At 66.9% G+C, this 25,722-nt stretch carries 18 protein-coding genes and 2 tRNA genes; 11 read left to right on the forward strand and 9 right to left on the reverse strand.

All coding sequences use genetic code 11. The features are described 5' to 3' along the window. Nucleotides 1-7: 7 nt before the first annotated feature. Together NS365_RS09415 and NS365_RS09420 are read right to left on the reverse strand one after the other, a co-directional pair. Nucleotides 8-403, reverse strand: coding sequence for a diacylglycerol kinase (locus tag NS365_RS09415; RefSeq protein WP_058600025.1), 396 nt, complete (start codon nucleotides 401-403; stop codon nucleotides 8-10). After that, nucleotides 400-2,043, reverse strand: a complete 1,644-nt coding sequence (locus NS365_RS09420) for a phosphoethanolamine transferase (protein ID WP_058600083.1) — start codon at nucleotides 2,041-2,043, stop codon at nucleotides 400-402. The genes NS365_RS09415 and NS365_RS09420 overlap by 4 nt, the downstream gene beginning before the upstream one ends. 252 nt (nucleotides 2,044-2,295) lie before the next feature. Here NS365_RS09420 and NS365_RS09425 point away from each other — a divergent pair, with 252 nt between their 5' ends. Beyond that, the gene (locus NS365_RS09425; RefSeq protein ID WP_058600026.1) at nucleotides 2,296-2,967 is read left to right on the forward strand and encodes a response regulator transcription factor; all 672 of its coding nucleotides are present in this window, start codon (nucleotides 2,296-2,298) and stop codon (nucleotides 2,965-2,967) included. Then, nucleotides 2,960-4,408, forward strand: a complete 1,449-nt coding sequence (locus NS365_RS09430; protein WP_058600027.1) for a sensor histidine kinase — start codon at nucleotides 2,960-2,962, stop codon at nucleotides 4,406-4,408. The genes NS365_RS09425 and NS365_RS09430 overlap by 8 nt, the downstream gene beginning before the upstream one ends. Before the next feature lie 57 nt (nucleotides 4,409-4,465). On the opposite strand, the gene NS365_RS09435 is transcribed toward NS365_RS09430, so the two are convergent. Beyond that, nucleotides 4,466-5,362, reverse strand: coding sequence for a hypothetical protein (locus NS365_RS09435; RefSeq protein ID WP_058600028.1), 897 nt, complete (start codon nucleotides 5,360-5,362; stop codon nucleotides 4,466-4,468). 142 nt (nucleotides 5,363-5,504) lie between these two features. Between NS365_RS09435 and NS365_RS09440 the strand changes: the two genes are divergently transcribed. Both NS365_RS09440 and NS365_RS09445 read left to right on the forward strand, forming a co-directional pair. After that, on the forward strand, nucleotides 5,505-6,179 hold the full coding sequence (locus tag NS365_RS09440; RefSeq protein ID WP_058600029.1) for a response regulator transcription factor: 675 nt from the start codon (nucleotides 5,505-5,507) through the stop codon (nucleotides 6,177-6,179). Between the two features lie 59 nt (nucleotides 6,180-6,238). Then, nucleotides 6,239-7,666 (forward strand): sensor histidine kinase, encoded by a 1,428-nt coding sequence (locus tag NS365_RS09445; protein ID WP_058600030.1) that lies wholly within the window; start codon nucleotides 6,239-6,241, stop codon nucleotides 7,664-7,666. A gap of 47 nt (nucleotides 7,667-7,713) precedes the next feature. Here the strand turns inward: NS365_RS09445 and NS365_RS09450 are convergent, their stop codons facing one another. Genes NS365_RS09450 through NS365_RS09460 form a run of 3 tightly spaced genes read right to left on the reverse strand, consistent with a single transcriptional unit; the run spans nucleotide 7,714 to nucleotide 11,361 of the window. Then, the gene (locus NS365_RS09450; protein ID WP_082684521.1) at nucleotides 7,714-8,946 is read right to left on the reverse strand and encodes a GNAT family N-acetyltransferase; all 1,233 of its coding nucleotides are present in this window, start codon (nucleotides 8,944-8,946) and stop codon (nucleotides 7,714-7,716) included. After that, a complete protein-coding gene (locus NS365_RS09455; RefSeq protein ID WP_058600032.1) occupies nucleotides 8,939-10,213 on the reverse strand; it encodes a hypothetical protein in 1,275 nt (424 codons plus the stop codon). The genes NS365_RS09450 and NS365_RS09455 overlap by 8 nt, the downstream gene beginning before the upstream one ends. Continuing rightward, nucleotides 10,210-11,361, reverse strand: coding sequence for a glycosyltransferase family 4 protein (locus NS365_RS09460; protein ID WP_058600033.1), 1,152 nt, complete (start codon nucleotides 11,359-11,361; stop codon nucleotides 10,210-10,212). Before NS365_RS09460 ends, NS365_RS09455 begins: the two co-directional genes overlap by 4 nt. Nucleotides 11,362-11,527: 166 nt before the next feature. Here NS365_RS09460 and NS365_RS09465 point away from each other — a divergent pair, with 166 nt between their 5' ends. The 7 genes from NS365_RS09465 to NS365_RS09495 all read left to right on the forward strand — a co-directional run bounded on the left by NS365_RS09465 (nucleotide 11,528) and on the right by NS365_RS09495 (nucleotide 23,008). Beyond that, nucleotides 11,528-13,627: a GumC family protein gene (locus NS365_RS09465; protein WP_058600034.1), complete on the forward strand. Its 2,100-nt coding sequence runs from the start codon at nucleotides 11,528-11,530 to the stop codon at nucleotides 13,625-13,627. Nucleotide 13,628: 1 nt separating this feature from the next. Beyond that, nucleotides 13,629-14,972: a VpsF family polysaccharide biosynthesis protein gene (locus NS365_RS09470; RefSeq protein ID WP_058600035.1), complete on the forward strand. Its 1,344-nt coding sequence runs from the start codon at nucleotides 13,629-13,631 to the stop codon at nucleotides 14,970-14,972. A gap of 219 nt (nucleotides 14,973-15,191) precedes the next feature. Then, on the forward strand, nucleotides 15,192-16,670 hold the full coding sequence (locus NS365_RS09475; protein WP_058600084.1) for a glucosamine inositolphosphorylceramide transferase family protein: 1,479 nt from the start codon (nucleotides 15,192-15,194) through the stop codon (nucleotides 16,668-16,670). 29 nt (nucleotides 16,671-16,699) lie between these two features. After that, the gene (locus NS365_RS09480) at nucleotides 16,700-17,890 is read left to right on the forward strand and encodes an FAD-dependent oxidoreductase (protein ID WP_082684522.1); all 1,191 of its coding nucleotides are present in this window, start codon (nucleotides 16,700-16,702) and stop codon (nucleotides 17,888-17,890) included. 148 nt (nucleotides 17,891-18,038) lie between these two features. Beyond that, nucleotides 18,039-19,196, forward strand: a complete 1,158-nt coding sequence (locus NS365_RS09485; RefSeq protein WP_058600037.1) for a DUF1972 domain-containing protein — start codon at nucleotides 18,039-18,041, stop codon at nucleotides 19,194-19,196. A 17-nt stretch (nucleotides 19,197-19,213) separates the two neighbouring features. Then, entirely contained in the window at nucleotides 19,214-20,488 is a 1,275-nt protein-coding gene (locus tag NS365_RS09490; protein WP_082684523.1) for a cellulase family glycosylhydrolase, read from the forward strand. Between the two features lie 492 nt (nucleotides 20,489-20,980). Next, nucleotides 20,981-23,008, forward strand: coding sequence for a methyl-accepting chemotaxis protein (locus NS365_RS09495; protein WP_058600038.1), 2,028 nt, complete (start codon nucleotides 20,981-20,983; stop codon nucleotides 23,006-23,008). Nucleotides 23,009-23,566: 558 nt separating this feature from the next. Here the strand turns inward: NS365_RS09495 and NS365_RS09500 are convergent. From NS365_RS09500 to NS365_RS09510, 3 genes are all read right to left on the reverse strand, one after another. After that, a tRNA-Arg gene (locus NS365_RS09500) sits at nucleotides 23,567-23,643 on the reverse strand. A gap of 359 nt (nucleotides 23,644-24,002) precedes the next feature. Beyond that, nucleotides 24,003-24,079: transfer RNA gene (locus NS365_RS09505), tRNA-Arg, on the reverse strand. 137 nt (nucleotides 24,080-24,216) lie between these two features. Next, nucleotides 24,217-25,659 (reverse strand): sensor histidine kinase, encoded by a 1,443-nt coding sequence (locus NS365_RS09510; protein ID WP_058600039.1) that lies wholly within the window; start codon nucleotides 25,657-25,659, stop codon nucleotides 24,217-24,219. Between the last annotated feature and the right edge of the window lie 63 nt (nucleotides 25,660-25,722).

The following is a 25,722-nucleotide window of genomic DNA, read 5'->3' on the forward strand; positions in this document are numbered from 1 at the left end:
TTCGACGTCAGAAAGCGCGCAGCAGCACCACGGCGCCATAGCCGCAATTGGCGAGAATGAGGCAGAAGACGGCAAACGAGCCGAGATCCTTGGCCTGCTTGGCGAAGTCGGAAATCTCCGGCGACACGCGGTCCACGATCACCTCGATCGCCGTGTTCAGCGCCTCGCCGGCCATGAGCACCAGCATCAGAACGATCTGCACGAGGAAGTCGAGCGGGCTCGCCCCGATCAGCGCGAAGACGCCGAGCAGCGCGCCGCCCGCCATCAGCTCGTGCCGGAAGGCGGTTTCGCCGAGAATGCGGCGGAAGCCGCCGAAGGAATAACGCGCGGCCGCGAAGAGATGGCCCGCGCCGCGCTTCTTTTGAGGCGCCGCCGTCCGGTCGAGCGAAAGATCGAGGCTCATGGGCGAGTTCCGATGGAGGCGAGGGTCTTTCCCGTGCCACGGCACGGGGCGAAGGCATCGAGCTCCCGGCTGTAAACCGAGGTCGAAACGTCCATCAAGCCCAAAATCGTGTGGAACACATTGTCGTGCGAGAGATCTGCGCTAGCGCGAGACTTCAGGCAGGACGTGTCGATCCCGAACGCGGTCTGATAGCTCTGCGAGAACCAGGCGACCTGAGGCACATGGGTCTGCGTCGAGGGCGCGATGAAATAGGGCGCGGCGTGAAGATAGAGCCCGTTTTCGCCCAGCGATTCGCCATGATCGGACACGAAGAACAGCGCGGTCGAAAGCCTGTCCTCGCCCTTCAGCGTATCGATGATTTCGGACAGGACATGGTCGGTGTAGAGGATCGTGTTGTCATAGGCGTTGACGATCTCGGCGCGCTCGCAATCGGCGAACTGCGCCGTCTGACAGGCCGGCTGGAAGCGCTCGAAGTCCTTGGGGTAGCGCTCGAAATAGGCCGGGCCATGGCTGCCCAGCTGATGCAGCACGATCACCGTGTCGGACTGGACGCTCGGCAGCGCGCGCTTCAGCCGATCCACCAGGATCTCGTCATGGCACTCGCCGCCCGAGCAGAAGCGCGGATCGTTCGTGGCGGGCAGGAACTCGTAGGGGATGCGCTCGGCCACGCGCATGGAGCCCGTGTCGTTGTCGTACCATTCGACCTTCACACCGGCATGGGTGAGCACGTCCGTCAGGTTTTCCGTCGAATGCGCCTTGCGCTCGGAATAGTCGCGGCGCGGATAGTTCGAGAACATGCAAGGGACGGACACGGCCGTCGACGTGCCGCAGCTCGATACGTTGGAGAAGTTGAAAACGCCTCGCGCGGCCAATTCCGGCGTGGTGTTCTTCTCGTAGCCGTTCAGCCCGAAATTCTGCGCGCGCGCCGTTTCGCCGACGACGAAGACGGTCAGCACCGGCTTGCCCGCCTTGGCGATGAGCGGCCCCTTGGCGGCGTCCGTGCCCAGCGGGGCGGGCGTCAGGTTGCGGTCCTCCATCTCGCGCGAGGCGAACTGGAACGCGGCGACCACGGGGGCGCTTGGGTTGAGGCTGGCGATCAGATCGCGATGCTGGCGGAAGGTCGAGGCGAAGGCCGAGTAGTTGAGGAATGTCGCGAGCGCCGCGCCGCCCAGAAGGGCGAAGACGGTCAGCGTGTTGTAGAGGAACTTGGCGGGAAACCGGCGATGGCGCACCCGCACGAAGGCGATGGCGAGCGAAGGCAGGACACCGAACAGAACGAGATGCAGGATGAGATTGGGCGTGAAGAGATGCTTGGCCTCGCTCGTTGTTGTCAGCGCGACATTCTGAATCATCTCCCGATCGATCAGGACGCCGAACGTGTTCACATAGTAGGAGGCGGAAGCGGCCACGAGAACGAGCGCGATCAGGACTGGCTTGATGACATATTTCACCGAGACGATGACGAGGATCGCCGACAAGAGGCAGAACAGCCCGAGCCCGAGCCACACCAGCTTGTCGAGATGGCCGGAAAAATATTCGAGCCCCTTGCGCCAGAAGGTTTGGTTCGGCCCTACAAGAAGAAAGGCGGCCGTGAGAAGTGACAGCGAGACGCTGCCGATGACGGGGCGATGAAGGCGCATGGACATCCGGCACAGGGGTAGGGTCGGTCTCGCGGCGAGCGGCGGCGAACCATGCTCGCAAGTCCGCTTCCATATCAGTTTTGTGACGTTGCGCCTTCGCGGCTTCTATACAGTTTCGTATAGAAGCTATGAGCGCCGTCCTCTGTCTTGCCGGTGCGACACCCGCTGCCGCAAAGCCGGGCGGGGAGGTCGTTGGGTGGCACTGCGTTGGGAGGCGACCCGCTTTCGCCTCATGGCGCATCGGAGTCCGGCATGAAGGTTCTTCTGATCGAGGACGATCGCTCTACCGCCGATTATGTCGGCGCGGGCCTGCGCGAGGAAGGGCATGAGATCGACCATGCGCCTGACGGAATGACCGGCTTCGAACTCGCCTGCACGCGCAGCTACGACGCGCTGGTGGTGGACCGGATGCTGCCGCGCCTCGACGGCTTGTCGCTGGTGCGCGCGCTCCGCTCGGCCGGGCGCAATGCGCCCGTCCTCTTCCTCACCTCCGTCGGCGGGGTGGACGACCGGGTGGAAGGTCTGGAAGCGGGGGCGGACGATTATCTCCTGAAGCCCTTCGCCTTTTCCGAGCTGATGGCGCGCCTCAACGCCCTGATGCGCCGCGCGCCGGGGCGGCGGGAAGAGACCACGCTGGAAGTCGGAGACCTCAAGGTCAATCTCCTGTCGCGCTCCGTCTCGCGCGCAGGGACCTCGATCGAGCTTCAGCCGCGAGAATTCCGACTTCTGGAATATATGATGCGCAATCGCGGCCGGGTGCTGACGCGAACCATGCTTCTGGAGCGGGTCTGGGATTTCCACTTCGACCCCAAGACCAATGTCGTGGAAACCCATGTCAGCCGGCTGCGCGCCAAGGTGGACCGGCCCTTCGCCAGCGAGATGATCCGCACCGTGCGCGGCTCGGGCTATCTTCTGGATGCGTGAGCGCGCGCGGGAGCGCGGCTCCGGCTTCTCGGTCCTGCGCACCACGACCTATCGTCTGGCGCTGGCCTATACGCTGATCTTTATTCTGGCGGTCGCGGCCATCATGGGCCTCACCTACGCGGTCGCGACCCACGAAATCCGCGGCATTTCGGTGCGCGAGATCGACCATGACATGGCCGTCTTCGAATCCGCCTTTCGCGAGGGCGGCGAGGCGGAACTGCGCCACAGCGTGCACGAGCGCTCGGAAGGCGCGCCGGGAGACAGTTTCTTTCTGCTTCTGGCCCCGGACGGCAGTTTTCTTGAAGGCAATATCCCGCCCGTGCTCTGGCGCGAGGGCTGGAACCAGCAACTCGTCAATGAAGAGGTGCTGCATCTCAGCCAGGATCTGATGGACGCTGCCGCGACCAATAGCGACGACGAGGTGAGGCTCTTTTCGTTCGGGCGCGAGATCGGGCCCTATCGGCTTCTGGCCGGGCGCAACTCGCATGTGCTGCATGAAATCCAGGAGATCATGCTGGCCTGCCTGCTTCTGGGCTGCGTGGCGATCTCGCTGGTGGCCATGGTCAGCGCCTATGTCTTCAGCCGCGAGCCGGCGCGGCGGCTGAACGAGATCGCCGAGGTCACGCACAAAGTGGTCGCCGGGCGCTTCGAGCTTCGCCTGCCCGTGACGAAGCGGGGCGACGAGATCGACCGCCTGTCGGGTGACGTGAACCGGATGCTGTCGCGCATCGAGACGCTGATGGAGAGCCTGCGGCAGGTCTCCACCGATATCGCGCACGATCTGCGCACGCCGCTCGCCCGGCTGCGCCAGCGGCTGGACACGATGGCCCGCCAAAGACCCGAGCCCGCCCGTTTCGAGCGCGCCATGGAGGAGGCGATCGAGGAAAGCGACACGATCATCGAGACCTTCAACGCGCTCTTGCGCATCGCGCAGGTCGAGGCCGGCGCACGCCGCGCGCGGTTTCGCCCGCTCGACCTTTCGAAGCTCGTGGACAATGTCTGCGACACCTATGGCGAGGTCGCGCTGGACGAGGGGCACAGGCTGGACCCGCGCATCGAGCCCGGTCTCACCATCCAAGGCGACGGCGAACTCCTGACGCAGCTTCTCGCCAATCTGATCGAAAACGCCATCCGCCATGTTCCAGCTCCAGCAAAGATCGAGGTCCGGCTCGGCGCGCAGGGCGGGGCCGTGATCCTGAGCGTGCGCGACGACGGGCCGGGCGTCCCGGCTGAGGAGCGGGAGGCGATCTTCCGCCGCCTTTATCGGCTCGACCGCAGCCGCACGACGCCCGGCACGGGGCTGGGCCTTGCCATGGTCAGCGCCATTGCGGACCTGCACGAGGCGAGGATCGATGTGTCGGACGGCGAACCCGGCCTTTGCGTGGCGCTTCTTTTCCCGCCGCTGACGGAACTCGGGGCGCTGCCTCGCGACGGGGCATGAAAAAAGGCCGGCCCCCGAGGGAGCCGGCCTTTCGTCGGATCGAACGGAGAGGGCCGATCAGCCCTCGAAACGCTCCTTGCGCAGCGTGCCGTCGAAGTTCAGCTCGACCGTCACGTCGCGCCCACTCTTGTCCTTGGCTTCCGCCGCGACATGGCGCGGGCCGGTCTCGTAGTCGCCGACATAGGTGTAGCCGAGCTTCTCGATCGCCGCCTTGGTAGCCGCTTCGTCCAGCGGGGCCACATAGGGCTCGCGCTCGGCGATGGCGTTGTTCTCGTCCACCTTCAGATCCCAGCGCTGGCCGGCGGCGTCCGTCGCGGTGAACTCGGCATGGTGGCGCTTGGCGTCCACCAGCGTCACGTCCTTGTAGCCGGCATCCGCGAGGGACTTTGCGGCGGCGTCCTTGTCCACCGAGCCGAAGTCGAACCAGCGGCCGTCGCGCTCGGCACGCTCGCCCGGAGGCGGAGGCGGCGGGCCGTCATGGCCGGGGCCATGGCGACCCGGACCCCCCGGTCCCTCGCGGCCCGGCCCATCGCGCTCGGGGCCGTCCCGTCCCGGTCCACCCGGACCCGGGCCGCGATCGGGGCGCGGGCGCTCCAGCGCGACACGCTCGCCGCCGCCGACGCTGATCGCATCGGCGCGAACCTCGCCGCCCCGGAAGGCGCCGTCGACGACGACCGTGTCGCCGATCTTCACCAGCGCGCCATTCTCGCCGCGCGGCCCGAGTTCCACCAGCGTGCGGCCGGTCGCGTCTTCCAGAACGAAGCGGTTGCCGAAGACATCAGTGACGCGGCCGTCGAGGCGGATCGTGTTCATGTCGCGCAATTCGTTCACCTTCACCGGGGTGGCTTGCGGCGCGGCCGGGGCCTGCGCATAGGCCAGCCCTGAGCCGGCCAGAACGGGGGCGGCGAGGGCCGCGAGGGCGAGGCGACGCTTGAGGGACAGCTTGTGGGGCATTTCGAAAGTCCTTTCCGTGTGGCGGATGGAGGCTTTTTACGAGACGCCGCGAAACCCCTCCTGAACCACGTGGTTCAGGTTCCGTTCAGCCGCCGGGACTAGCGCGGAGGCTGGTGTGCAGCCGTAGAAAAGGGACGATCCGATGCGCGTGCTTCTTGTCGAGGACGATGCCGCTCTCGCCGGCGAGATCGCGGCGGCGCTGCGGGCCGAGAATTTCGCGGTGGATCATGCCGAGAATGGCGAGGACGGTCTGCATCTCGGCGACACCGAGCTTTACGACGCGGCGGTTCTCGATCTCGGCCTGCCCGATATGAGCGGCATCGAGGTGCTGCGCGGCTGGCGCGAGGCCGCGCGCTCGCTGCCCGTCCTGATCCTGACGGCGCGGGATGGTTGGAGCGACAAGGTGCAGGGCTTCAAGGCCGGCGCCGACGATTATCTGGTGAAGCCCTTTCGCGTCGAGGAACTGGTGATGCGCCTGCGCGCCTTGGTGCGCCGCTCGCGCGGCCATGCCGACGCGCGCATCACCTGCGGGCCGATCAGCTATGACGCGCAGGTCGGCACGTTCGAGAAGGATGGCTTGCCGCTGAAGCTCACCGCGCTGGAATGGCGCGTTCTCTCCTGCCTCATGCTGCGCAAGGAGGTGGTGGTGCCGCGCGCCGACCTGATCGAGCGCGTCTACGAGGGCGATGCGGAGGTGGATTCCAACTCGGTCGAGGTCATCATCGCGCGGCTTCGACGCAAGATCGGCCATGGCATGATCGAGACCTCGCGGGGCCTCGGCTACAGGCTCACCGCCGAAGGGGCCGGGGCGGCATGACGGCCCCGCACCCGCATCCCGAGGCCCGTCCTCCCCTCGCTCCGCCGCCCGCGCATCGCATGCCCACCCGCCCTTTCTCTCGTCGGTTCGCCCGCCTGTTCGGCGGCTCGTTGCGCGCGCGCCTCGTCGCCTCGGCGGTGCTGTTCGTTCTTGTCGCCATTCCGCTCACCGGGCTGGTGCTCGCCCATGTTCTGGAGGGCATCGTGCAGGCGGAGGTGGCGACGCGGCTCGACCTGCAACTCTCGACCCTGCGCGCGGCGCTGACCGAGGGCGAGCGGCCTCCGCCCCGGCCCGGCCGGCCCCGTGGCGACGCGCGGCCTGGGGGCGATCTCAACTTCGATCGGTTCGGCCCCGAACCCCCGCCCTTCGACCGGCCGGGCTCGGGCTGGTATTGGCGCATTCTCGTGGACGGGCGCGACATGGCGTCTTCGCGCTCGCTCGGCCCTCGCTCGCTCGACATGGCCGACCCTGACGAGGAAGACGGCCCACCCCATCGTCTGCGCCCGGCCCAGGACGCGGACGGCCAAGCGCTTCTGGTGCGCTCGCTGCGGTTCGAGCGCGAGGGCGAGAACATCCGCATCGACGTGACCGCCCCGCGCGGCGCGCTGAGCGCGCCCTTACGCGATGCGATCCTCGCCGTGGCGTTGACGCTCGCAGGTCTCGGCCTCCTCTTGATCGGGGCGATCGTGTTTCAGGTGCGCTTCGGCCTTCTGCCGCTGGAGCATCTGCGCGGCGCGCTGAAGGCCGTGCGCGAGGGGCGGCGCGAGCGGATCGAGGGGCCGCAACCGGCCGAGCTGAAGCCGCTGGTGGACGAGCTGAACGCGCTGATCGCGCAGGATGCCGCGCATCTGCGTCAGGCGCGGCTGCATGTCGCCAATCTCGCCCATGGCTTGAAGACGCCGCTCGCCACCTTGAGCGCGGCCGCCGAGCGCCTCGACGCGGGCGAGCGGCAGGCCGAAATGCTGGGCCTCCTCGACCTCATGGACCGGCGCATTCGCCATCACCTGCGCCGCGCCCGCACGGCGGCGCTGGGCGGCACGCGCCGGCAGGCCGATGTGGCGCGCCATGGGCGCGATCTCGCCGCGATGCTCGATAAGTTCCGCGAAAACGAAGCCGTGCGCATCGAGGCGCGCTTGCCGGAAACGCTGCCGGCCGGCGTGGACGGCGAGGATCTCGACGAGATGCTCGGCAATCTTCTCGACAATGCGCGCCGCCATGCGCGCAGCCTCGTGACGTTCGACGCCGGGAGCCAGGGGCGCGAGGTGCTTATCCGCATCGGGGATGACGGGCCGGGCCTGTCGGAGGCCGAGATCGCGACGGTCCGCCAGCCCGGCCGCCGGCTGGACGAAAGCCAGCCCGGCCACGGCTTCGGCATTCCGATCACGGCCGAGATCGCCGAGCTTTACGGTGGCCGGCTGGAGTTCGGCCGAGCAGGCGTGGGCGGGCTGGAAGCGCGGCTCGTGCTGCCGGCCGCGACCGTGGAGTGAGGCCGGCAGAATGACACCGGCGGATGCCGAGACGGCAACCGCGCGCCTCAGTCGCTGTCGGAGGCGCGCGGCTTGTCCGGTGCCGTGTTCGCCGCAGGACGGTGGCTCAGACGGCGGAGCTTGCCGCGCCAGGAGCGCAGCCGGCCATAAAGCGCCCCGTTGCTTTTCAGTCGCGCGCGCAGTTCTTCGGCGCCCTTGTCGGCCAGCGCCATGGCGTGGCCGCGCAAGGAATAGACCTCTTCCAGACGGAAGAAGGGCCGACTCAAAGCCCCCACGCTTTGCTTGTAGCTCTGGCCACCGACCGAGAAGTCGAAATAGGTGACACCCTCGCGGCAGGCCTGTTCGATGGCCAGGCTGATCATGAAGAGGCCGGGCGCGGTGTTGCGTGCGCGCTCGTCATCCATGGCGATCAGAATGCCATGGGCCACGTCCCGATGGACCAGGTTCAGCATCAGCGCCAGGCAATCGCCATCCAGTTTGAGGCCGATAACCTGCGCCGAGCCGCCGGAAAGTCCCTCGTGAGCCGCCTGCCGGTAGAACTGGCCGTAGGCCGGGCTCGACAGAATGTCGAAGCGCCCGAGTTTACGAAACCGTGCGAGCCGCAGATGCAGCAGCTCGTCCATCATGGCGTCCACCTCGGCCGGCGTTCGAGCCGCTTCGAAGCTCAGCGTGCCCAACGCCTCCAGCCGTCGCCGCGTCTTGCCCACCTGCTTGACGAAGGATGGGCGGAAGACCCTGGCCGCCAGCGTGTCGGCGGGGCCGGGTGTTGCCATGCCGGACACCGACAGCGCCGAGTCTTGAATTCCATCGACGAGCGCCAGCGGGTTGGGAATGCCGGGCACGATCTCATGCGGGATCGAATCGAGACGCAGCCGGTCCGCCTTCGGCAATGCGGCACGGACCGCCAGCCAGAGGCGCCGGGCCTCTTCGGCCGTGTAGGCGACGGGCTGGGCAAGGACCGGCGCGGTATAGTCGCATACGCCCGCGCTGAGCGGCACGATCTCCGTCAGGCCTGCCTTGCGCCTGATCGCCAGCGGCAGGAGCAGGATCGGCGCGCCGCTCGCCGCGTCGCGGAGTTCCACGATGAGAGGTTCGGACTTGTCCAGCGCCAGAAGGTGTTCCACCACCAGCGCCATCCAGCCATAGCGCTGATGGGCGTTGCAGGCGCCCTGCGCTTCGCAGGCGAGCCAGAGATCGCGAACCGATGCGAGATCGCGGTGAAGCCATGCGACGGGTGTCACGGCGACTGGCACGCTTGAGGGAAGGGAACGCTCATCCATGCGATCGGCCCGAGAGGAAGCGGAGGGAGAAGGGGCGGCCGGCCTCGCGCGGGGCGAGGCGACGGCTGACGGCGGTCCAGGAGAGAACGGCCACCAGAATCTCGGACGCGGCGGCCCCCGCCAGCACCCAGTCCGGCGGAGCCAGCAGAAGCAGCGCCACGATCAAGGCCATTCCGAAAGTGGCCGCGATGCCGGTCGTCAGCGCGACCGTGCCGAAATCACCCAGTGATTCCAGCGTGATGCGCGGCATGACGTAGAGCATGGTGGTGAAGTAGATCGCCCAGGAAAACAGCCCGATCAGCCAGCCGTCGGCATGGGCGAGAACGTCGGATTTCACGAAGGGCAGAACCGCCAGAACCAGCCCGCCATAGGCAAGGCCGACCAGCCCGAGCCCCAGCGTCCACAAGCCCATCAGCCGCCAGACAGCGGCATCGTCCCGCCCGACGAGACGCGCGATTTCGGGCTGCACCATATTGGCGATGGCACCCGCCACGATGCGCAGCGGCGTGAAGAAGACGAGCACGGCCGCGATCGGCGCATAGGCGGCGGGGCCGGCGAAGCTTGCCACCAAGAGCGCCATGGCTTGGCCTTGAAGCGTCACCGTGGTCGCGCTCAGCGCCGACCAGCGCACGGAGCGCCAGAGGCCGAGCCAGCGCCGGCGCATACTGGCGCGCAGCGTGAAGCGGATCGGCCGGCGCATTCCCAAGAGCATGATGGCGACGCCGAGCGCGTTGGTCACGGCGAGCGCCAGAAAGGTCTCGTGCAGAAGGTCGCCCCCGCGCCAGACCACGAAACCCGTGGCGAGAACGCTGAAAGCCGTGAAGCCGAGATCGCTCAGTGCCACGAGGCCCGGCCGGCCCAGCGCGAAGTTGCTGACGCGCAGATGGCTGCGGAACGACCAGAATAGCACGAAGATGCCGACCGAGCCGATCTCGGTGGCGTCCCAGGCGAGCATCAGGAGAACCGTCACGAGGCTGATCGCGACCGACAGGACGAAAGCCCCCGACGCGAAGCTCACGTCATAGGCATGGGCGCGGTGACGCCCGCTTTCCCGGCCGATCCAGATCGAGGCGGGAACGGCGGTGAGCGAGCGCACATAGGTGATCGCGACGCCGCCCATGACCATGGCGAGCGCGAACAGCCCGTAGCTTTCGGCCGACAGGCGATGCAGGAGGAGGATGTTCAGGGCGAAATGAAAGGCGCTCTGCATCGCCTCGCCGCCGATCATCATCACGAGGCGGCGCGCCAGCGGGAGGAGGCGTCTCATGCCGCGCTCCGCCTGGAAGGGGCCGACGCCTGCCGGCGTGCCAGATTGGCGCTGAGAACGCCTGTCAACGCCTCGGCCGCCGTCGCTTGGGAGAAGAGCCGCTCGAACCGCGTGCGGCCGGCCTCAGCGAAGGCGGGGAGAGGGGAGGGGTCGGCGAGGATCGCCTCGATCCGCGCGGCGAGCGCGGCCGGATCGCCCGGCGGCACGACCCAGCCGGTGCGCCCATCCTCCACGGTTTCGCCGAGGCCGCCAATATCGGAGACGATCGGCGGGCGGCCATAGGCCTGCGCCTCGATCGCCACGCGCCCCAGCGACTCGGGCAAACGCGAAGGAACCGCCACGATGTCGGCCCAGCGGTAATGCTCGGCCGGGTCCGGCACGAAGGGAAGCAGGCGAACGACGGAGTCCAGCCCCGCTGCCGTGATGCGCCGCTCCAGCTCGATCTCGGGCGCGCGCGTCTCGAAGGCGCTGCCGACGATGCGCACCGACAGGCGCGCGCGTAACATCGGCGGCAGGAGGGCGAGCGCGTCGAGCAGGACTTCCTGCCCCTTGATGCGGTTGATGCGCCCCAGCATCAGAAGATGAAGCGGGCCTTCGGCGGTGGCCTTGACCGGCTGCGTGTCGGCCGCCAGCGCCACGCCATTATAGATCACGTGGCTCCGTTGGCCCGCGAGGCCGGGATAGGTGCGCTTTGTCGCCTGCGAGTTGAAGATGATCTCCGCCCCGCTCCAGCGCAGGAGGGCGCGGAGCACCTTCAACGCCCCGCCTTCGGGGATTTCGTGCACATGGATGATCGTCTTGGCCTTGAACAGGCGAGCGACCAGCGTGTGGTCGAAGACCACGGCGGTGTTGATATAGACGAGGTCGGCCGCGCGCAGCCGCTTCAGGGCGCGCCAGAGCGCGCGGGGCAGGTCGATCGCGGCGGTCGCGATCAGCTGTGGCAGCGAATGCCGGCGCAGGACCCAGAGCGGCTCGATCGCAGGCGCGAAGCCTTCCTTGCGCAGCGCCTCGGCGAGCGGCCCTTCGCGCGGGAGCACGATTTCGATCTCGGCATGGGGAAAGGCGGAACGGATCGCGCGCAGGCTCTCGATGAAGCTGCGGTCCGACCCATAGAGCTCGTAGCCTTGATGAATGCAGGAAATGCGCATGGCCCATCGCCCCTGCGCCCGGCGGTCGCCCACCCGGCGCTGGTCCCCCGCCACATGCCCGAAAGGAAGGTCGGAACATGCAGCCGCAGGACAATCATAATCAGAATTTAGCCATTCCGATCTAATCCAAGAGCGGTGCAGATTGTGTGAACGACGTGGGTGGGCAATGGGCGGCTGGGCTCAACTTTCGAATGATGGCGTCGAAGGCCCGTCCCACGCCGAGGATTCGTCGGTTGAACTCGGCGAACTCAAGGGAATTCTGGTCCATCGGCGCGGCCTGATCCTCGGAACGGCGGTGCTTCTGGCCGTGTTGGCGCTCGTCTACGGTCTCGTGACGCCGCCGCTCTACAGCGCCACCGCCGAAATCCTGATCGACCCGCGCGACCGGCAGATCGTCAGCAACGCCATCAACCCGAGCACGCTGTCGCCCGATGGCGGCATCACGCAGGTCGAAAGCCAGGTCGCGGTGGTGCAGTCGAATTCCGTGCTCCTGCGCGCCATCGAAATGGCCAATCTCACCGCCGACCCTCATTTCAACCGGGTGAGTTTCCTGTCCCGCCTCAAGGCCCGGTTGCTGGGACAGCCGCTCGACGCCGAGCGTTCGAAGGACGAGGCGACGGCCCGCACGCTCGACCAGCTGCGCCGCAATCTGTCGGTCAAGCGCGCCGACAAGGTTCTGGTGATCGACGTGACGGTGACGGCGCAAGAGCCGGCAGAGGCCGCACGCCTCGCCAATATCATCGCCGATTCCTATCTCGCCGATCAGAGCGACGCCCGCGCCGACGCCTCCCGCGATGCGGCCGGTGCGCTGACGGCGCGTCTCGCCGAGCAGCGGGCCGCCGTGCAGGCGGCGGAAGACGCGGTGGAAAAATACCGCAACGACAACAATCTGATCAGCGCCGGCGGCGTGCTCGTGTCCGATCAGGCGCTGGCCGATATCAATACGCAGCTGGCCAATGCGCGCAACGTGACCGCCTATCAGAAGGCACGGGTGGACCAGATCCAGTCGATCATCGCCTCGGGCCGCACGCCCGACGCCACGGGCGAAGTGATGCGCTCCACGGTGATCTCCAGCCTGCGCGACCGCGAGGCCGCGCTCGACCAGCGCATTTCCGAAATGACGCTCCAGCTCGGCGCGCGCCACCCGACGCTCCAGGCCGCCCAAGCGCAGAAGGTCGGCATCGAGCGTCAGATCCGCACCGAGCTGGCTCGCATCGCCGCCTCCGCCACCGCCGACTACAATTGGGCCAAGGCGGCCGAGGACGAGTTGAAGACCCGTCAGGCGACATTGGAAAGCCAGACGCGCGCCACCGATCAGGTTCAGGTTCGCCTGCGTGAGCTGGAGAGGGACCGTGATGCCGTGCGCGAGGTCTATGCCAATTACCTCAAGCGCAGCCAGGAGGTGCGCGAGCAGTCCAATATCGACAGCACCAATGCGCGCGTGATCAGCCGGGCCATCGTGCCGATCGACAAGAAGGGGCCGCCGACGCCGCTTCTGGCGGTGGCCGGCTTCTTCGGCGGGCTTGGCCTGGGCGCGGCGCTGGCGCTGCTGGTGGAATACGCCTCGCCGACCGCCCTGTCGGAGCGGCAGGTGCGCCAGGCCGCCGGCGCGCCGGTTCTGGCCGTTCTCCCGGGCTCGATCCTGCGGGGTCGCCAGCCCGCCCGCGCCGGGCGCCGCGCGCGCAATCTGTCCGGCCTTCTGGGGCTGGTGCTGCGGCGGCTTTCCACCAGCCGCCGGGAGCGGCGCTCGCCGGTTTCCGTGGTGCTGCTTTGCTCGGCCGAGGCGGATGCGCGGGCGCGCGGGCGCGTGGCGAGCGAGCTGGCCGCTACGGCCGCCTCGCGCGGGGAGCGGGTGCTGCTGATCGACGCCGATCTGATGCATAGCCGCGCTCAGGGGCCGGCCGGGTTGATCGATGTTCTGTCGGGTGAAAGCCGCCTGTCGAACGCCGTGCAGGATTGCTACGACGATCAGGTCCGCTTCATGGCGATCGGCGGCGACCGGGCCGTTCTGAAGGAGCGGGACGCGCTGCGCTTCACCGAGCGGCTCTGGATGGACGCGGCCGACAGTTTCGACATCGTGGTGGTCGATGCCGGCGATCTCACGACCAATCTGCGCGCCTCCGCGCTGGTCGCCACGGCCGAGGACATTCTGGTGGTCGCCCGCCTGCGCTCGACCCCGCTGGAAGCGATCCGGGCGCAGGCGACGGCTGCCGGCGTCATGGGCCGCGATCTCTCCGGCGCGCTCGTGATCGGCGCGGGGCGCTGACATGTCGTTGCGCGGAGCGCCCTCCGCCGGCCTGCCGCGCGCAGGGCTCGGGGCGCACGCGCGCGAGGCGAGCCCTGCGCGCCTCGACCAACTCTCGCGTTGGGGCATTCTCGCCATCGTCCTGGCGCTGTTCACCCTGTCGGGCGGCGTCCTCTGGTATGCCGGCTATAATTACGACGGGCTGATGGGCAGCGCGCTGACCAAGCTGCACCCCGCCACCTATCTGACGCTCTGTGTGCTCGGCTGGCGCGCCTGCGTCTTCGGCAATCCGTTCGGCTATCTCGCCCATGTCGGGCGGTTGCGGCCCGCGTCGCTGCTTCTGGTGCTGATCTCGCTGGGCGCGCTCGTCTCGGTGATTCTGCGCCAGCGCCCCAACATGGCCGGGCTGGTGGACACGTTCCTCGCCGCCGGCCTCTTGGGCCTGCTTCTGGCGGACATGGACGAGCGGCTGCGCCGACAGATGGAGATGCTGCTTCACGGCGTGATGACCGTGAACGGACTGATGGCGCTGTTCGAATTCGCCACCAAGATCCTGATCTTTCCCTATCGATTCGACGGCGAGACCTTTCCGACCGATCTACGATCCGCCGCCCTTCAAGGTCACCCGCTGGTCAACGCGACGCTGACGGCCTGCTACGTGCTGGCGCTGATGAGCGGCGCGCGGCAGATGTCCACCCCGGTTCGCCTCGGCCTCATCCTTCTGCAACTGGCCGCCATGGTGGCCTTTGGCGGACGCACCGCCATCGTCACGGTTCTGGCGCTCGGCCTCACCTACGGGCTCTGGCATAGCTTCGGGATGGTTCGGCGTCGGCGCATTCATCTGATGGCGGCGGCGCTGATTCTCCTGGGGCTCTGTCTGGTGCCGGTGGCGCTGGCCGTTCTGATCTCGGGCGGCTTCTTCGACGATCTGCTCGGCCGCTTCGTGTCGGACGGCGGCAGCGCCAATGCACGCGTCGAGATGTTCGGCCTGTTCCAGCATTTTTCGCTGCCCGATCTTCTGATCGGCCCCGATGTCGAACTTCTGGAAAGCCTTCGGCGCATTTCGGGCCTTGAATGGGGCATCGAGAATCCGATCATTCGCATGATGCTCTATCAGGGGGCCTTCTTCATGGCTCTGATGTTCGTCGGCTTCGCCCTCTTCATGCGCGAGCTGGCGCGGGGCCGGGCGGGAAGCTGGCTGCCGATGATCGCTTGGCTGATCCTGATCAACGGTTCGGAGAGCTTGGCCTCGAAAACGACGCTCATGTCGAAATTCGCGGTGATACTTCTCTGCCTTTACCGAACAGGAGAGCGGGACCGATCGATGGTTTCCCCTCTTCAGCCCCGTCCCGTCATCAGGCGCTGAGCGAGATCATCGGCGTCTGCGATAGTTGGTGGAATGGCCAAGCCCTTCGATATGCTGGGCTCTCAGAAGCTGATGGCAGAAAGAATACCGCGCATGGGTGATCTTTAACCTGCTTCCGTTAGCGTCACTGATAAATCACAAGAGAGTGAGCGGATCGGAGGCTGATGCCTCGATAGCCGCTTGCTCTCGATGACTTCGAACGGTGAGGAGTGGCGCCGCTTGCGGATCGTCCTGCATGTGAACGAGGCGGACCTTCGCCAGTGGCACGAGTTGCTGCTGGAGCGTCTTGCCGCGCTTCCCGGTTGCTCCGTCGAACTGGCCTTGTCGCACGGGCCATCGCACGTGCCCGCCGGAACCCATGCGCTGTTCCAGCTCGAATCCGTGCTGCACGGCCTGCCGCCTCGGCGCTTGTCCGCGCCGATCGCGCCCTCTTCCTTGGCTGCTATCTCGCGCAAGGGCGCGACACCGGCCGAGCTCGCCATCGACCTGTCGGGTGACGCGCAGCCGGACGCCGCCCGGATCTGGCGTCTGGCCTTCAACGGCGGGGCGGGGGAGGGCGGGCTGCTCGCCGCGATCCTCGCCAACGAGCCGATCCTGGCCGAGGTCGTGGAAGACGGGCGCGCGATTGCGCAAGGCCGGCTCGGGACGGAATATCCGGGTGTCGCGCTCGCCACGTTCGAGGACGTCCTGGCCCGCGCGATCACCCTGATCACCGCCTGCGTCCAAACGGGCGGGCCGGGCGCGCTGCCGGTTCTGCCGGGCGAGGCGCCACGCGCGGCCATCGGCGCCGGGCGGCCGCTGCCTGAGCGCGCCCTGCGCGCGACTGTTGGCGCGGTGCTCCGGCGCATCTATCGCCTGTGCTACCGCACGCCCCATTGGCGCGTCGGCTGGCGGCGCTGCGAAGGGGGCGATCTGTTCGACCTGAAGGCCCATCCGGCCTCGGGCTGGATCGATCTCAAGGACGACGGCAAGCGCTTCTATGCCGACCCCTTTCCGATCGAGGCGGACGGGGCGGTCACGCTCTTCGTCGAGGATTACGTCCATTCTCTTGGCAAGGGGCTGATCTCGGCCGTGCGCTTCGGCCCCGACGGGCCTGTTGGAGCGCCTGTGCCCGTCATGGAACAGGATTGCCACCTGTCCTATCCCTTCGTCTTCGAGCGCGAAGGCGAGATGTGGATGATCCCCGAAACCAACCAACGCGGCACGATAGAGCTGTTCCGCGCGACCGCCTTTCCGGGCGGCTGGGTGCGCGAATCCGTGCTGGTGAGCGGCCTGTCGGCCAGCGACGCGACGCTGGTGGAGAAGGACGGGTTGTTCTGGCTCTTCGCCACGGTGCGCGACGGCGGCGGGGCCTTTTCGGACGCGCTGCATCTCTGGTCCGCGCCCGATTTTCGCGGTCCCTGGACGGCTCATCCCCGCAACCCCGTGCTGATCGACATCGCCTCGGCCCGGCCCGCCGGACGCATGGTCTGGCGCGACGGCGCGCTGTGGCGGCCGGTGCAGGATTGCCGGCGGGGCTATGGCGCGGCCATGGGGCTCGCCAAGGTTCTGCGCCTCGACGCGGACGGCTTCGAGCAGAGCGTGGAAACGCTTCTCACGCCCGGCCCGCTCTGGCCCGGCCGCCGCTTGCATAGCCTGAACCGCGCTGGTTCTTTTGAGTTTATCGACGGGTCCGGGACGGCGCCGCGCTGGTCCTGACCTGGATTGTCCAACGAAGCTTGAAGCCCATGTCGTCTCAGCCCACGCCTTCTTCCCTTGATCGTTCAGGCCCGGATGGGGCGGCCGTGTCGGTGGATGTCGCCATCGTCGGTGCCGGTTTGGCCGGCACGGCCTGCGCGCTGCGCCTCCATGCCTTGGGCTACAAGGTGGCGCTGATCGATGCCCATGCCGAGCATGGCGAGGAATTCCGGGCCGAGAAGATGGGCCTCGTGCATCTGGCGCTGTTCGAGAAGCTGGGTCTCGACCAGATCGCCAAATCCGCGCTGACGCCGATGCTCGACAATCATACCTATCGGCTGGGCCGGCTCTACGCGCGCAAGGACATTCCCGAATACGGCTTTTCCTACGCCACGCTCGTCAACGCGCTGCGCCATGCCGTACCGGACGAACTGCTGCGCATCACCGGCAAGGTGACCGAGATCCAGCGGTTGGATGATGATGTCAGGCAGCTCATTCTGGCCGATGGCACGAGGGTCGATGCGAGACTGGTCGTCATCTCGACCGGGCTCGGCGAGGCCATCCGGCGCATGGCGGGCGTCAAGCGAACCGTCATCTCTCGCGGCCATTCGCTGGCCTTCGGCTTCGATCTGGTCGGGTCGGCGCGTGATTACGGCTTCGGCACGCTGAACTATTACAGCAAGCGCTTCGAGGATCGTTACGCCTATCTGACCTTCTTCCCGATCGGCGACACGATGCGGGCGAACTTCTTCACCTATCGCGAGATGACCGACCCGTTCGTGAAGCGGTTCCGCGCCGAGCCGCAGGCGGTGCTGCGCGAGCTGATGCCGGAAATCGCGCCGGTCTGCGGTGGTTTCGACGTTGCCGGCCCGGTCTCCGTGCGCCCCGTCGATCTCAGCGTCAGCGAGGATTACGAACAGCCGGGGCTGGTTCTGGTGGGCGACGCCTTCTGCACCACCTGCCCCGTGCCAGGCGTCGGCATCAGCCGCGTGATGACGGATGTGGAGCGCCTCTGCAATGTCCATATCCCGGCCTGGCTGGCGACGCCCGGCATGGGGCTGGACAAGATCTCGACCTATTACCGCGATCCGGTGAAGATCAAGACCGATCGGGTGGGGATGCGCGTCAGCTGGTATGCGCGCCGCGTCAGCGTCGGGGAGGGGCTGGTCTGGAAGATGAGGCGCACGCGCAACCGCCTGGTTCGCCGCTCGCTGCTGGCCCTGCGCCATGCGCCCGCGTGATGAGGACGCACAACAGGCCGGGGCTTGCGGTGCGCCGGCCGCACGCGCAGACATGACGCAACGACATGTCGGGCGTGGCCCGCTTCCTTCCGATCCTCGCCGGGGCTCTGGCGAGCCCAGCCCATTCCTGCCTCCAGAAAGCGGACCCATGCCGGACGAGACGAAGCCCATCCTGCGCATTCTGGGCACGCGCGGCGTGCCTGCGGCCCATGGCGGCTTCGAGACCTTCGCCGAGCAATTGTCGCTGTTTCTGGTGGCGAAGGGCTGGCGTGTGGTCGTCTACTGCCAGCACGATGTCGCCGAGGTGACGCGGCCGCTCGGCTTCAGCACATGGCGCGGCGTCGAGCTGGTGCATATTCAGATCGCCTCGTCGGGACCGAAATCCACACTCGAATTCGACTGGAAGTCCGTCCAACATGCCGGCGCCGAGCCGGGGCTCTGCCTCGTGCTCGGCTACAATAGCGGCCTCTTCCTTCCCTGGCTCCGCCTCAAGGGCAAGACAGTGCTCACCAATATGGACGGCATGGAATGGCGTCGGGCCAAATGGGGGCCGGCCATCAAGGCTTGGTTCTGGGTCAATGAATGGATCGCGGCCTGGTCCTCGCATCGCCTGATCGCCGACCATCCCGCCATCGCCGACCATCTCGCGACGCGGCGCCCGCGCCGGCATATTGCCACCATCGCCTATGGCGCGAACGAGGTGCCGCCGCAGCCGGAAGGGCCGGTGCGCGATCTCGGCCTGGAGCCCGGCCACTATCTCGTGTCGATCGCGCGCATCGAGCCCGACAACAACATCCACACGATCGTCGAGGCCTTCTCTCGCCAGCCGCGCGGCGCCACGCTCGTGGTGCTCGGCACCTTGCAGCGCGGCCAGCCCTACCATGATCGCCTGCTGGATGCTGCGGGCCCGGAGGTCGTCTTTCCCGGCGCCATCTATGACGGGGCGGCCGTCGCGGCGCTGCGCTATCACGCGCGGGCCTATGTTCACGGCCACACGGTCGGCGGCACCAACCCTTCGCTGGTGGAATCGCTGGCCGCCGGCAATGCCTGTCTCTGCCATGACAATGCGTTCAACCGCTGGACGGCGGGCGCGGCAGGCACCTATTTCACAGATCTCGATAGCTGCGAAGCCGCGATCGAGCGCGTGCTGTCGGACGACGCCTTGGTCGAGCGCGCCCAGGCCGCCGCCCGCGCGCGGGCCGCGGCCGCGTTTCGTCTGGACGATATCCTGTCCGCCTATGAGCAGGAATTCATCGCCTATACCGGCCATCCCGCCGGCCCTCAGACCGTGGGCGCGATGACGTAACCAAAGGACGCCGAGCGATGAACACGGGGCTGACGCGGCGGTGCTTTCTGGGTGGAGGGCTGGCTGCATCCAGCATCCTGCTGGCGGGCGGCTCGGCGCGCGCGGAGAATGCTGGCGGGTTGGAGGCGATGCCCATCACGCTTGCGCGCGGCGTCAACGCCTTTCCCTGGTTCTCGCTGACGCGTGAATATCCAGCGCCCCGCACCGATTACGGCGAGCCGCCCTTCCAGACCCAGCGTCCGGTGCCGACGCGGGACGATCTTCAGCGTCTGCGGCAGGCGGGGCTGGATTTCATCCGGCTGCCGGTCGACCCAGGCCCCTTTCTGGCTGCCGCGCCGGATCGTCGCCGCGCGCTTCTGGGTACGCTCTCGGAGGCCGTGGCGCTGACGCTGGATTACGATCTGAAGCTTGTCGTCAATCTTCAAGTAAATGGGGCCACCCATTACTGGAACCAGGAGCGGCTGGTGTCGGGACCGGACGCGCCGGGCTTTGCCACGTATGTCGCCTTCGCGGGCGAGGTCGCCGCGTTGCTGGCCGAGTTCAATCAAGCGCGTGTCGCCCTCGAACCGATCAACGAACCGCCCCAAGCCTGCGATGCCATCACGTGGCCGGCGATGCAGCAGCGCCTGTTTGAAACCGCCCGGCAGGCTGCGCCCAATCTCACGCTCGTGGCGACGGGCGCTTGCGGCAGCATGATCCGGGGGCTGGAGGCGCTGGACCCCGCGCCGCTTCTGGGGCAGGGGCCGGTTCTCTTTACCTTCCATTTTTACGAGCCCTATCTGTTCAGCCATCAGGGCGCGCCCTGGATGCGCGAGCCGGTCTATCGCGCGCTCAACGCCGTGCCCTGGCCCGCGCGCGAAGGCACGCTGGACAGGACGCTGCAGGCGGTGCGCGCGCGCATGGCCGAGGATCGCGAGCGCCCGAAAGCGGAAGCGGACGCTGCCTACAAGGAAACGGTTCGGCTGCTCCAGCAGTATTTCGACGCGGATCCGGGCCGATCCTTCATCGATCATTATCTTGATCAGGCCGCCGACTGGGCGCGCCGGCATCGTATCCCCGCCGGCCGCGTGCTGATGGGCGAGTTCGGCGCCCTGCGCACCGACGCCCGCTACACCGCATCCGGTGCGCCGGACCGCGCGCGCTATATCCGGGACGTGCGCGAAAGCGCCGAAGCGCGGGGCTTCCCCTGGGCCTTCTGGAACCTGTTCGACGGCATGGGCGTGATGGACGACACGACACGCCAGCTCGACCCGGCCATCGTTCAGGCGCTCGGCCTCACCCTGTCTCGGTGACCGCTTCCGACACACGCCAAAGGTCTTCCCCAAATTCACCATGCGCAAGCAGTTCGATCGGAAGTAAAGCGTTAAGGCCAATCTGCAGTCGCGACTGAAATCGTTGCGACCTCCTGAGAAGTTAAAGGCCTGTTCGTCTTGATCGTGCATCGTCCCGGACATGCGGCGACATTCCGTCGCTGTTGCAGAAAGACTGGCTGACTCGAATCGTCCGTGCTTCTAGCATGACGTTGTTCTTGCAGCTGTTCTTACTGCGACATTACTAAATCGGTCTTTCCATTCCAAGCTCAGGAGAGATGGGCCGAGTTTGATTAATGTCCTTTGGCCGACCGTATTCGCGTTTTCAACGCGGCGGGTCCGGCGCTCACCCATCCCGTGACGGCGCGACGGCGGCGGCACGATCCTGCGGACCCGCTTTGCGCCGCCACGGCGGCGCTTGGCCGACCCGATCTGCCATTTCGATTTCATGCTTCGACCAAAAGGGGGCGCCGAATGCTCAATATGTCCAACCTTCGCATGAAGGCGAAGATCGCTCTTCTCTTCAGTGTTGTCGCGGCGACCACCATCGCGGCGGTTGGTTTCATCTATGTCGGCAAGAACACCTTGTCCGAGACAATGTATTGGAACGATCATACGCATGATGTCATCACGGAGGTCAGCCATCTCGTGGAAGGGATGGTGGATCGTGAAACCGCGATGCGCGGCTTCCTGATCACCGGCGCGCAGGCCAATCTGGAGCCCTACAATGAGGGCGGGCGCATCTTCTCGGAGGCCATGAACAAAGCCACCGAGCTGACGGCAGACAATCCGTTGCAGCAGTCGCGTCTGGCGCAGGTAAGCCGCTTGGCCGATCGCTGGACACGTGAAGTCGCCGAACCCGCGATCGCCTTCATGGCACGCCCCGAAACGCGTCAGCAGGCCTGGGACCTCGAGATCACCGCCGCCGGCAAGCGGGACATGGACGAGTTGCGCGCCGTCACGGGCCAGATGATCGCCACCGAACAGACCCTCATGGCGGAGCGTCAGGCGCGCGCGGCGGCGGCTGAGCGCATGATCGAATGGGCGATCGGCGGCGGTCTTCTCGGCATGATCCTGGCGCTGGTCGCGGCCGGCATCGTGCTGGTACGGGCCACCAGCGCGCCGTTGCAGCGCGCCGTGGCTCTGGCCGAGGCGATCAGCCAAGGCGATCTCACACAATCGGCCGAGGTGCGCGGACGCGACGAGGTGGCCGATCTCCTGCGTGCGATGAACGCCATGCGCGACACGCTGCGAGCCACGATTCAGGACGTGATCACCTCGGCCCAGCAGGTCGCGGCCGGCGCTCAGCTCTCGGCCACCACGTCCGAGCAACTGAGCCAGGCGGCCAACGAACAATCCGCCTCCACCGAGCAGCTTGGTGAGGGAACGGCGGAACAGGCGACCTCCGCGCAGCAGCTCTCGCGCGGCCTCAACGAACAGGCCACGGCCACCGAACGTCTCAGCCGGGGTGCGGTCGCGCAGGCGGCGGCCACCGAGCAGGCTTCCGCCGCCATGGAGGAAATGTCGGCCAATATTCGCCAGACCGCCGAAAACGCCACCACCACGGAAAAGATCGCGGCCCAGGCCTCGCAGAACACCAAGCGCAGCGGCGAGGCCGTGATCAGTTCCCTCGAAGCGATGCGCACCATCGCCGGCAAGATCCGCATCGTTCAGGAGATCGCGCGCCAGACCGACCTACTGGCCCTCAATGCGGCGATCGAAGCGGCGCGTGCCGGCACCCACGGCAAGGGCTTCGCGGTGGTCGCCTCCGAGGTGCGCAAGCTCGCCGAGCGCAGCCAAGGCGCGGCCTCCGAGATCAGCGAGCTCGCCGCCTCGACCCTCACCATCTCGGAGGAAGCGGGCCGCATGTTGCAGCAGCTCGTCCCCGACATCGAGCGCACAGCCGAGCTGGTGAGCGAGATTTCGGCCGCCTGCCGCGAGCAGAATGCCGGTGCCGAGCAGATCAACCAAGCGATCCAGCAACTCGACCAGGTCACGCAGCAGACCAGCCAGTCCGTGCAGGAACTTGACGAGGTGGCCCAGCAGAATGCCGAGGCGGTGCGTCAGCTCGATGAGATCGCCCAACAAAGCGCTGCTGCCGTTCATCAGCTCGACCAGACCACGCAGCAGAACGCGGCGGCCGCCACCGAAATGTCCGCCACGGCCGAGCAATTGTCGGCCGAGGCCGCGCGGTTGACCGATCGCGTCAGCTTCTTCCAACTGGGCGAACAGGCGGCACCCGCGTCGGCCCCCCGTCCGCAGGCCTTTGCGGCCGCCCCCGCACCCACCGTTCGGGCGTTGCAAGTAAAGGTCGATCAGTTCGCCAAGAGTCGTCCGACCCCTCCTGCTCGCCCCGTCGCGCCGGCGCGCGCCGTGAAGCCGGCTTCCGAGCGCGAGACGCCCGCAGCCCGCCCCAGCCTCGCAAGTGCCCCGCGCGGCGGTGTGGCCATCGATCTCGGCCCGGAAGACGGCACGGTCGGTTTCGAGCGCCTCAGCTCCTGATCGGACAGAGGATCCATCCGGCCATTGGCCCGCCCCGCGCCACACCCGCGCGGGGCAGGCTCTTTTATGAGCGGATTGTCCGTCAGGCGTGCCGGATACCGATCGCTTGGGCTGAGACTTTCACGGCTCCGTTGCGAGGACGATGCTCGCGCGATGGGTTGGGGAGAGAAGAGCCGGCTGCGATGGGGGCCATTGTGCTTCAGCCCCGACCAAGAGGGAGGAGGGGGTGGAGCACAGGCGCCATCTCGTCCCGATCGGCCGGGCCTTGCCTATCGCGGTCACAGCGCGGGCCACCAAGCGTCGTGAGCTGGCAGATCGGAGGTAGGGCCCTTGTGCCGTGACAACAGGCTTGGGGGGGGCGCTGGAGCAAAGTGGTGGACGTATCCCGTCGGGGTTGAAGAGCCTGCGCTCCACACCGATGAGCAGGGACTTATACAAAGCAAAGCCAATGTCATCCGCTTGAGGGAAAGCGGCGAGGGCTCTCGTCGGCGAATCGACACCGACCTGCGCCGATGTCTCGAAGCGGTCGACGGCTTGGTTCGTAGCTGTCTTTTGAAATGGCGCGCCCGAAAGGATTCGAACCTCTGACCCCCAGATTCGTAGTCTGGTGCTCTATCCAGCTGAGCTACGGGCGCCGATGAAGCGGGGGAGGCGTTGGCCTCTACCGTTCGTGAGCGCTTGATACATTCGACGCTGATCGAATGCAAGAAGGAAAAGGCGATTCGGACAAGAGAGCGAGTGCGGCGCCCGTCTTCAATGGAAGTCATCAGACGAACCACGCGGGTTGAGACATACTGGCTTTGAGGCTCCCTGTCTCATGCCGCCTGACCAACCGATGCCGAAGGGGCGAAACGCCGTCGCAAGACCTGCTGCGTCTCCTTGCGGGCACACGGGAACAGGAAGGCAAAGGCGAAGGGTGCGATGTATGGACTACGCCCGACTGGACACGTCTTGCCACGACCCAATGTCGGTCAATCTGATGATGTTATGAAAATGGCGCGCCCGAAAGGATTCGAACCTCTGACCCCCAGATTCGTAGTCTGGTGCTCTATCCAGCTGAGCTACGGGCGCCGATGAAGCGGGGAGGCGTTGGCCTCGGCCGTTCGTGAGCGCTTGGTAGCCCGCACCTCGGCGGATTGCAAGCGCGTTGTCGGAAGAATGCGAAAAATCTCTGCAAGTGTCTGAGAGTATTGAAAGATCGGAATTCGTCAGGCAAAGCTGCGGGGCAGGTCGATCTCGAATCGCGCGCCAGCGGTCGCGTCGTCCGAGAGACGGATCGTGCCCCCATGCGCCTGGACGATCTCGGCCGCGATGGCGAGGCCAAGCCCCGTGCCGCCGGCGCGGGTCGATCCACGAAACGCCTGGAACAGGTTTTCGCGCGCCCGCGCGCTCACCCCCGGCCCCGTGTCCTCGACGACGATGCGATCACCATTGGGAAGGGCCGTGGCTGAGACGGTGACGCGGCGCACCACGGCCTCCGCCTCGTCGCTGTCGATCGACTGGATGGCGTTGCGCGCGAGATTGGACAGAACGCGGAAGAACTGCTCGGGGTCGAGGTCGAGTTCCAGATCGTCGGGCACGCCGTTGACGAGATCCACCGGGCGCTCGGGCGCCGCGCTCTGGCTGTCCAGAACTTCGCCGACCAGCAGACGCAGGTGAACGCGCCGGCGCTTGGGCTGGCTTTCCGAGGCGCGGCCATAGGCCAGAACCGACTGCGTGTAGTCGAGGGCGCGGTCCAACGAGCGGATGAGGGCAGGGGCGAATCGCTGGACCTGCGCGTCGGGCAGGGTCGAGAGGCGATCGGAAATCAGCTGCGCGGAGGCGAGAATATTGCGCAGATCGTGATTGATCTTGGAGACGGCGAGGCCGAGATCGGCGAGATGGCGTTGTTCGCGCAGCGTGCGCGCGAGCGTGGCCTGCATGGCGGCCAGTTCCGTTTCGGCAATGCCGATCTCGTCCTCCCGCGCGCCGGGGCGGATGACGCGCTCTGGGTCTTCCGGCATTCGCCCGAAGCGCTGCATGGCGGCTACCATGCGCCGGATGGGCCGCAACAGCGAATAGTTCAATGCGCCGAACACCAGCGCGCCCACGAAACTCGCGATGGAGAGCGAGAGAAGGAAGATGTTGCGCGAATAAACCAGCATCGCGTGATGCAGCGGGCGCTCGTTGATCACGATTTCGCCGGACATGCTGCCGTCGCCGATCGGGCCGATCAGGCGAATGAGGCGGTTGCCGCCCGACACCAAGGCTTCGAAGCTCATGCCGATCGAGGACGAGGCGTCTTCCTCGCGGAGATCGACCGTGCGGCTGACCGGGCCGAGATCGCTGGCGCGCGCAAGAAGCTTCGTCTCGCCCGGCCGCCTGATCGCGACGAGCCGCGCGTCGAGCGCTTCAAGGAGGTCGGCTTCTTGTTCCGGCGTCAGGAGAAGGCCCGCATCACCGAATTGCGCGACGAGCGAGGCGACCGAGACGGTTTCGAGCTTCGCCTCCAGCCATTCCTGCCGGAAGCGCGCGATGGAGGGCACGAAGATCAGAACTTCCGCCGCCATCACGGCGAGGGCGGTGACAGCGAACAGGCGCACCGACAGGCGATGGCGCCAGCGCGGGCGCTCCAAAGGCGCCATATCCGCTTTATCGACGCGATCGATCATGATCCGCTTGAGCTGCCTTCGTCTTGCGCCATCGCTGACGCTATTCTTACCTTCGGTTTAGAA

It is taken from the genome of Aureimonas ureilytica (assembly GCF_001475935.1).
Classification (GTDB): Bacteria; Pseudomonadota; Alphaproteobacteria; order Rhizobiales; family Rhizobiaceae; genus Aureimonas; species Aureimonas ureilytica_A.

What these genes read in the sequence shown, in the direction of transcription:
- NS365_RS09445 (WP_058600030.1), top strand. Translation starts at nt 6,239, where the DNA reads ATGCCCACCCGCCCTTTCTCTCGTCGGTTCGCCCGCCTGTTCGGCGGC.
- NS365_RS09460 (WP_058600033.1), bottom strand. Translation starts at nt 11,361, where the DNA reads ATGCGCATTTCCTGCATTCATCAAGGCTACGAGCTCTATGGGTCGGAC.
- NS365_RS09485 (WP_058600037.1), top strand. Translation starts at nt 18,039, where the DNA reads ATGCCGGACGAGACGAAGCCCATCCTGCGCATTCTGGGCACGCGCGGC.
- NS365_RS09435 (WP_058600028.1), bottom strand. Translation starts at nt 5,362, where the DNA reads ATGCCCCACAAGCTGTCCCTCAAGCGTCGCCTCGCCCTCGCGGCCCTC.
- NS365_RS09420 (WP_058600083.1), bottom strand. Translation starts at nt 2,043, where the DNA reads ATGCGCCTTCATCGCCCCGTCATCGGCAGCGTCTCGCTGTCACTTCTC.
- NS365_RS09510 (WP_058600039.1), bottom strand. Translation starts at nt 25,659, where the DNA reads ATGATCGATCGCGTCGATAAAGCGGATATGGCGCCTTTGGAGCGCCCG.
- NS365_RS09450 (WP_082684521.1), bottom strand. Translation starts at nt 8,946, where the DNA reads ATGGATGAGCGTTCCCTTCCCTCAAGCGTGCCAGTCGCCGTGACACCC.
- NS365_RS09490 (WP_082684523.1), top strand. Translation starts at nt 19,214, where the DNA reads ATGAACACGGGGCTGACGCGGCGGTGCTTTCTGGGTGGAGGGCTGGCT.
- NS365_RS09425 (WP_058600026.1), top strand. Translation starts at nt 2,296, where the DNA reads ATGAAGGTTCTTCTGATCGAGGACGATCGCTCTACCGCCGATTATGTC.
- NS365_RS09480 (WP_082684522.1), top strand. Translation starts at nt 16,700, where the DNA reads ATGTCGTCTCAGCCCACGCCTTCTTCCCTTGATCGTTCAGGCCCGGAT.
- NS365_RS09495 (WP_058600038.1), top strand. Translation starts at nt 20,981, where the DNA reads ATGCTCAATATGTCCAACCTTCGCATGAAGGCGAAGATCGCTCTTCTC.
- NS365_RS09465 (WP_058600034.1), top strand. Translation starts at nt 11,528, where the DNA reads ATGGGCGGCTGGGCTCAACTTTCGAATGATGGCGTCGAAGGCCCGTCC.
- NS365_RS09415 (WP_058600025.1), bottom strand. Translation starts at nt 403, where the DNA reads ATGAGCCTCGATCTTTCGCTCGACCGGACGGCGGCGCCTCAAAAGAAG.
- NS365_RS09455 (WP_058600032.1), bottom strand. Translation starts at nt 10,213, where the DNA reads ATGAGACGCCTCCTCCCGCTGGCGCGCCGCCTCGTGATGATGATCGGC.
- NS365_RS09440 (WP_058600029.1), top strand. Translation starts at nt 5,505, where the DNA reads ATGCGCGTGCTTCTTGTCGAGGACGATGCCGCTCTCGCCGGCGAGATC.
- NS365_RS09470 (WP_058600035.1), top strand. Translation starts at nt 13,629, where the DNA reads ATGTCGTTGCGCGGAGCGCCCTCCGCCGGCCTGCCGCGCGCAGGGCTC.
- NS365_RS09430 (WP_058600027.1), top strand. Translation starts at nt 2,960, where the DNA reads ATGCGTGAGCGCGCGCGGGAGCGCGGCTCCGGCTTCTCGGTCCTGCGC.